Below are 7,455 nucleotides of genomic sequence, written 5' to 3'. Positions count from 1 at the left end.
CCGCGGAGACCACCACCGTGTGCGACACCCCGGGGGTGTTGTCCACGAAATTGGTGATCAGCCAGTTCAGGTTCTGTGCGGCCTGGCTCATCTGATTCAACTCAACGCTCCTGATGATCTGCGGCGTTGCCGTCGGTCCGGCCCCCGAAACTATCGAACCCGGGCTGCTGGGCACCATGCTGGAAACCGGCCTGGTTGGCCTGACCCTGTGCCTGGTCCTGGCCCGGGCCCTGGCCGGCCGCCTGCTCGGCGCCGGCCCGGCGGCCCTGCTGGATGCCGCGACGCAGGTTGGTCAGGCGGCCGCGCACCTCCTCGGGGGCGCGGGAGACCTGCGGACCGGTCAGCGGGGCCGACTCGGCGGTGCCGGAGACCAGGTTGGCCTGCGGGGTGCGCCGGGGCAGGCCCGACATGGTGACGCCGTTGGTCGACGGCTCGCGGACCTGCTCGGCCCGGCGCCAGCGCTCGTCGTTGGCGGACGGGCGCCACGGGGCGTCGCCGGCCTGCGGCTGCTGCTGCGGAGCCTGGGCCTGCTGCTGAGCCTGCTGCTGGGCGTGGGCCTGCGGGGCCTGGCCCTGCGGCTGCCGCGGAGCCTGGGGCTGCCGCGGCTGGGCCGGGGCGGCCGGCGGCTGAGCGGCCTGCGGCCGGCCCTGCGGAGCCTGCTGCTGGACGTTCGGCGCGGTGGTGCCGGGGCGGCGCGGCTGGTAGCCCCGCGGCCGGGCCTGCTCGCCCGGTGCCCCGCCGTCGGACTGCCCGGTGGGCAGCGCCATCGGCTCCTGCCGGACCTGCGGCTGCTGGACCGGCTGCTGGGCCTGCGGCTGGACGGACTGCTCCGGGCGGCCCGGCTGCGGCACGTTCGGCAGCACCGGCTCGACCAGGCCCAGACCCAGCGGGTCGCGCGGGTCGATGTCACTGGCCTCGAACCGAGGACGGGCCAGCTGCTGGGTGCTCTCCAGCGGCGCCGGCTCGGCCGGGGGCAGCTGCTGGGCGGGCTGGACCTGCGGCAGCTGCTGGGTCTGCTCGCCCTGCGGCTGCTGGTGCTGGGGCTGCTGGTGCTGCGTCGGCTGCTGCTGCGGCCGGCGCTGGCCCGGCTGCGGCGCACCCGGGCCGGGGCGCTGCGGACGGCCCTGGCCCTGCGGCCCCTGCGGGCCCTGGGGGGCCTGCGGCCCCTGCGGACCGCGCGGACCCTGCGGCGCCTGGCCCTGCGGGCCGGCCTGGTCCTGTCCGGGCCGCCGGCGCTGCGGCAGCCCGTCCTGTGGACGGTTGCCCGGGCGGGCGCCCTGCGGCGCGCCCGGACGGCCCGACTGGTCCGCCCAGCCGTGCTGCGGCTGCTCGCCGGTGCGGGCGGCCGGGCCGCCGTCGGCGCCGGCCTGCGGACGCTCCTGACCGGGACGGCGCCCGGCCGGACCGGCCTGCTGCGGCGCGCCGGCCTGCTGGCCGCGGCGGGGCAGGCCACCGGGGCCGCCCTGCGGCGGGCCCTGCCGGCCGGGGGTGCGCTGCGGCAGCCCACTGGGCTGGCCGCCGCCCTGCTGGTTCGGGGCCTGCGGGTTCGGGCCCTGCCGGTTGGGGGCGCCCTGCTGGTTCGGCGCGCCCTGCTGGTTGGGGGCCTGCCGGTTGGGGGCGCCCTGCTGGTTCGGCGCCGGGCGGCCGCCCGGGGTGGCCGGGTTCTCGCGCAGCGACTGGCCGACCTGACGGGTCGGCAGCCCGCCGGGGCCGCCCTGGCCCTGGCCCGGGCCGCCGGACGGGCCGGGACCGCCCTGGCCGAGCTGCGGCCGGCCCTGCGGGGCACCGCCCGCCGGACCCTGGCCGAGCGCGGCCTGGCCGCCGGGCACCTGGCGCTGCTGGCGCGGCGTCGGGGCGGCCCCGCGCTGCTGCTTGGCCTGCGCGGTGCCGGGGCGGCCGGCGCCGCGGCGGTCGGCGGAGTTGGTGACGTCCACCGGGAGCATGACCAGCGCGGTGGTGCCGCCGGAGTCGCTGGGTCGGAGCTGGATGCGGATGCCGTGTCGCAGGGACAGGCGGCCGACCACGAAGAGGCCCATCCGGCGGGAGACGGAGACGTCCACCGTCGGCGGGTTGGCGAGGCGCTCGTTGATCTCGGCGAGGTCGTCGGGGCTGAGGCCGATGCCGGTGTCGTGGATCTCGACCAGCACCCGGCCGTCGGGCAGCGCGTGGCCGGTGACCCGGACGCGGGTCTGCGGGCTGGAGAACGAGGTGGCGTTCTCCAGCAGCTCGGCGAGCAGGTGGACGAGGTCGTTGACGACGCGGCCGGCGACCTCGGCCGACGGCACCGCGGCGAGTTCGATGCGCTCGTACTGCTCCACCTCGGAGGCGGCGGCGCGGAGCACGTCGACCAGCGGGACGGGGCGGGTCCAGCGGCGGCCCGGGTCCTCACCGGCGAGGACGAGGAGGTTTTCGCCGTTGCGGCGCATGCGGGTCGCGAGGTGGTCCAGCTTGAAGAGGTTGGCCAGCTGGTCCGGGTCGGCCTCGCGGCTCTCCAGCTCGGAGATGAGCGACAGCTGGCGCTGGATGAGGCCCTGGCTGCGGCGCGACAGGTTGGTGAACATCGCGTTGATGTTGCCGCGGAGGAGGGCCTGCTCGGCGGCGAGGCGGACGGCCTCGCTGTGCACCATGTCGAAGGCGTGCGCCACGTGGCCGATCTCGTCGGCGGAGTCGACGCCGACCGGTTCGACGGCGACGTCCACGTCGTGCGGGTCGGTCTCGGAGAGCGTCTTGACCAGCTCGGGCAGTCGCCGCTCGGCGACGTCCTCGGCCGCGGCCTGCAGTCGGGTCAGCGAGCGCACCATCGAGCGGGCGATCAGACCGGCGCCACCGAGGGCGACGAGCAGCACGAGCGCGACGGCGGCACCGATGATCAGGGCCTCGGTGTCGGCCTGGGACTGGAGCTCCTGGGCCTTTCCGTCGAGGTCCTCGATGAGCTTGGACTCGATCCGGCGCTCGGCGGCGATCTTGGCGGTGGACTGCTCGTACCAGTCCTTGTAGCTGACGACCTCGCTCTGGTGGATACCGCTCTGCTGGAGGATCGAGCGCGCGTAGCGGTCGGCCGCGGCGACGACCGAGTTGTAGCTCAGCTGGCCGCGCAGGTTGTCCAGGTCGTGCGAGGTGTAGATGTTGTTGAAGCCGGTGAGCGCGTTGTCGTAGGACGAACGCAGCCGGATGCCGAAGGACTCGTCGCTCAGGCTGAGGTCGGGGGCGACCGGGTTGGCGAGCGCGGCGCTGATCAGCGCGCGCTGCTGCGAGGTGGCGTTCTTGGCCAGCGAGAACTGCTGCAGGGCGCGGGTCGAGCGGACCAGTTCGCGGTTGTTGGACGCGAGCGCGATGTCCTGGGTGATGGACAGCAGGTCGCGGATGATCACGTCGTAGGCGGTGATCGTCGCCTGGATGTTCTGGTTGTTCTGGTACGGGTTGCCACGCGCGTCGGAGACCGAGTTCAGGTCCTTGCGGATCTGGAAGAGCAGCGCCTTTCCGCCGGAGAGTTCGAGGTTCTCGAACTTGTCCGAGGACGCGGTGAAGGTGCGGCTGAGGTCGTCGGTGACCTTGCGGGCGGCGACGATGTCGTCGTCCAGCGGCGCGTTGGGCTTGTTGGTGATCGGGCCCGCGCTGACGTCCCGCTCGTTCTGCAGGGCGTTGGCGAGGTCGGTCGCCTTCTTGGCCAGGTCGGAGAGGTTGGCCATCTGGGCCAGCTGCTGCGAGGTCTCGAGCGAGGTCTGGATGCGCAGGCCACCGAGGACGAGCGCGACCAGCACCGGGAGCGCGAGCAGGGCGATCAGCTTGCTGCGGATCCGCCAGTTGCGCATGGCCAGCCGGCTCATGCCCTTGGCGCGGCGGCGGGTGAGGGTGGTGCGGAGCTTGTCCCGGGCCGACTTCCGGCCGGTGCCCTCGTCCTCCGGCCCGCCGATCACGTCGGGTGCCGGTTCGGCCGGGCCGCCGAGGGCCGCCGCCTGCTGGGGGGCTGTCGCGGGCTCGCGCGACTCCGGGTCACCCGCGGCGCCGCTACCCCTTTTGAAACGTCCCTGCACTGGCGTCGCAACCTCTGGACCGGGCGTCCCGCCGCGTCGCCACGGCCTGGACGGTGTCGAGTTTCCATCCGCACCCCGGCCGGTCCGGGAGAGCGGGTCACCGGGGTGGACAGCTCCCTACCCACGGTCCGTGGCATTCCAGCACAGCCGGGGAATCCCAACAAGGGCCGCCAGGGCGCGCCGGGCGACACTACCCACCGCGCGCGGGATCTCACTGACTGTGCGGTAACCGGACCGGAATACCGCCTTTTTCGGACACTCGTCAGATACATGCCAAGCCCGCCCGAGATCAACAGGAGTCGCAGAGCTTCGGGTATGCCCGATATATCCGATATGCCGGTAAAACCTGATGAAGCGATATGTCGGATATCAGCGATATGTTCTGTGATTTGTGACCAAAATCACAGATGAATGTGTAGCTTTGGTCACGGTGACTGTGGAAAGAGATCCGTAACCTGGCTGTATCCGGAGCACGGCCCCGATCAGCCTGCCCAGAATCTCCCCGAATCACTCAGGCCGGTGCCGATCACTGTCGGTCGCCGGCCACGACCTTGAGGTGCTGACGAGATGTCCCAGGCGAACACGGCCTCCAACTCCACGGCGAACCCGCGTCGGACGACGCTGGCCTCGGTCGAGGACTTCACCAAGATCCCCGGCGCCCGCAAGGCCGAGGACGTGGTGACCTACGCCACCGAGCTGCCGACGAACACCGCCAACCCGCGCCGCACCGTCCTGATGGTCGCCCCGAAGGTGAACGTCCCGCAGGACTGAACGGTTCCGCCTGCCGTGAAGGGGCGCCGCCACACCCGTGGCGGCGCCCCTTTCGGTGTTCGCGCGCCCGCAACCCACCCCAACCGGGGCAAAGCGGCCAGGTCAGGGCCCACGCGATAGCCTGGTCAGCGATTGAGCGGGGCCGGGCCCGGACGGGCGCGGTGCCCACCAGCGCCCGGGCGCGCCCGGGCGGCCGTCGAAGCGAGGGGTAGCCCAGCCGTGCGCATTGCCAGGTTTTCCGTCCGGGAAGGGAGCCCTGCCGCCGGCAGCGTCTCCTTCGGTGTGGTCGAGGGGGACCCGGCCCAGCCCGAGTCGCTGGTCGTCCACGCCCTGGCCGGCCACCCGTTCGGCCAGCCGCAGCCGACCGGCGAGAGCTACCGGCTGCAGGACGTCCGGCTGCTCAGCCCGATGCTCCCGAACAAGATCGTCGCGGTCGGCCGCAACTACGCGGCGCACGCCGCCGAGCTGGGCAACGACGTCCCGGACGTCCCGCTCACCTTCTTCAAGCCGTCCACCGCGGTGGTCGGCCCGACCGAGGCGATCGCCTACCCGCCGTTCTCCTCGGACGTCCAGCACGAGGCCGAACTGGCCGTGGTGATCGGCCGGATGTGCCGAGAGGTGCCGCTGGACCGGGTGCCCGAGGTGATCCTCGGCTACACCTGCGCCAACGACGTCACCGCGCGCGACGTCCAGCAGCGCGAGGGCCAGTGGGCCCGCGCCAAGGGCTTCGACACCTCCTGCCCGCTCGGCCCGTGGATCGAGACCGACCTCGACCCGGCCGACCTCGCGGTCACCTGCACGGTCAACGGCGAGCTGCGGCAGACCGGCCGCACCTCCCTGATGGTCCGCTCGGTCGCCGAGCTGATCGTCCACATCTCCGAGGCCATGACGCTGCTGCCCGGCGACGTCATCCTCACCGGCACGCCCGCAGGGGTGGGCCCGCTCAACGTCGGCGACGAGGTCGCCGTCTCCATCGAAGGCATCGGCACTCTCACCAACAAGGTGATCAAGCGTGGCTAACACAAACCCGGACGTCCGGGTTCGCTTCTGTCCGTCCCCGACCGGGAACCCGCACGTGGGCCTGGTCCGCACCGCCCTCTTCAACTGGGCCTTCGCCCGCCACAACGGCGGCACGATGGTCTTCCGGATCGAGGACACCGACTCGGCCCGCGACTCCGAGGAGTCGTACGAGCAGCTGCTCGACGCCATGAAGTGGCTGGGCTTCGACTGGGACGAGGGCCCGGAGATCGGCGGCCCGCACGCGCCGTACCGCCAGTCGCAGCGGATGGACATCTACGCCGACGTCGCCCGCCGCCTGCACGAGGCCGGCCACGCGTACCACTGCTACTGCTCCACCGAGGAGCTGGACGCCCGCCGCGAGGCCGCCCGCGCGGCCGGCAAGCCGTCCGGCTACGACGGCCACTGCCGCGAGCTGACCGCCGACCAGGTCGCGGTCTACAAGCTGGAGAAGCGCGAGCCGATCCTGCGCTTCCGGATGCCGGACACCACGATCGCCTTCGACGACCTGGTGCGCGGCACGCTCAGCTTCGAGCCGGAGAACGTGCCCGACTACGGCATCGTCCGGGCGAACGGCGCGCCGCTGTACACCCTGGTCAACCCGGTGGACGACGCCCTGATGGGCATCACCCACGTGCTCCGCGGCGAGGACCTGCTCTCCTCCACCCCGCGCCAGATCGCGCTCTACGCGGCGCTGGCCGAGATCGGCGTCGGCGACGGCGCCACCCCGCGCTTCGGCCACCTGCCGTACGTGATGGGCGAGGGCAACAAGAAGCTCTCCAAGCGCGACCCGCAGGCCTCGCTCAACCTCTACCGGGAGCGCGGCTTCATCCCGGAGGGCCTGCTCAACTACCTCTCGCTGCTGGGCTGGTCGCTGTCCGCGGACGACGACATCTTCTCGGTGGAGCAGCTGGTCGAGGCGTTCGACATCGCGGACGTCAACGCCAACCCGGCCCGCTTCGACCTGAAGAAGTGCGAGCACATCAACGCCGAGCACCTGCGCAAGCTGGCGCCGGAGGACTTCGTCCGCCGCCTGGTGCCGTACCTGCAGGCCCCCGGCCTGCTGCCGGCCGAGCCGACCGCCGAGCAGCTGGAGCTGCTGGCCAAGGTGGCGCCGCTCACCCAGGAGCGGATGGTCGTCCTGAGCGAGATCGTCGCCATGGCGGGCTTCCTGTTCGTCGCCCCCGAGGACTTCGCCCTCGACCCGGACGACGCGGCCAAGGTGCTCACCGCGGACGCCCGGCCGGTGCTGGAGGCCAGCATCGCGGCGCTGGAGGCGCTGGCGGACTTCACCCCGGACCCGATCCAGGCCGCGCTGCGCGAGGCCCTGGTGGAGGGCCTGGGCATCAAGCCCAAGTTCGCCTTCACCCCGCTGCGGGTGGCGGTGACCGGCCGGCGGGTCTCCCCGCCGCTGTTCGAGTCGATGGAGCTGCTCGGGCGCCCCGAGACGCTGCGCCGGCTGAAGGCCGCGCTGGCCGTCCTCCCGGCGGCCTGAGCGGCCGCCTGAGCGTCCCCGCGCACCCCTCGGGCCCGGCCTCACCGCCGGGCCCGAGGCGTCCCCGGACGTCACCGGCCGACCGCCCGCGCGCTGCCTGGGGTTATCGATTTTGGAGCCAGGGCAGACGTCGGGTAA

The 7,455-nt window shown here is 72.9% G+C and carries 4 protein-coding genes and 1 pseudogene; 3 read left to right on the top strand and 2 right to left on the bottom strand.

Annotated elements, in window-relative coordinates; all coding sequences use genetic code 11:
* Positions 1–91 (bottom strand): annotated as a pseudogene (locus AB0N76_RS12580) (roadblock/LC7 domain-containing protein); the annotation flags it as partial.
* Positions 92–101: 10 nt separating this feature from the next.
* Complete coding sequence (locus tag AB0N76_RS12575; protein WP_363556100.1) at positions 102–4,034, bottom strand: nitrate- and nitrite sensing domain-containing protein; 3,933 nt, start codon at positions 4,032–4,034, stop codon at positions 102–104.
* Between the two features lie 567 nt (positions 4,035–4,601).
* Here AB0N76_RS12575 and AB0N76_RS12570 point away from each other — a divergent pair.
* The 3 genes from AB0N76_RS12570 to gltX all read left to right on the top strand — a co-directional run bounded on the left by AB0N76_RS12570 (position 4,602) and on the right by gltX (position 7,317).
* Positions 4,602–4,805, top strand: a complete 204-nt coding sequence (locus AB0N76_RS12570) for a hypothetical protein (protein ID WP_363556098.1) — start codon at positions 4,602–4,604, stop codon at positions 4,803–4,805.
* A 219-nt stretch (positions 4,806–5,024) separates the two neighbouring features.
* Entirely contained in the window at positions 5,025–5,825 is an 801-nt protein-coding gene (locus AB0N76_RS12565; RefSeq protein ID WP_363556096.1) for a fumarylacetoacetate hydrolase family protein, read from the top strand.
* Entirely contained in the window at positions 5,818–7,317 is a 1,500-nt protein-coding gene (gltX, locus tag AB0N76_RS12560) for a glutamate--tRNA ligase (RefSeq protein WP_363556094.1), read from the top strand. Before AB0N76_RS12565 ends, gltX begins: the two co-directional genes overlap by 8 nt.
* The last annotated feature ends 138 nt before the right edge of the window (positions 7,318–7,455 follow it).

The sequence above is a fragment of the Kitasatospora sp. NPDC093806 genome (assembly GCF_040683335.1).
Taxonomy (GTDB): domain Bacteria; phylum Actinomycetota; class Actinomycetes; order Streptomycetales; family Streptomycetaceae; genus Kitasatospora.
The sequence above is the reverse complement of the archived record's forward strand: the minus strand, read 5'-3'. Positions and strand labels throughout refer to the sequence as shown.

Coding starts and splice junctions, on each gene's coding strand:
- AB0N76_RS12570 (WP_363556098.1), top strand. CDS start 4,602: ATGTCCCAGGCGAACACGGCCTCCAACTCCACGGCGAACCCGCGTCGG.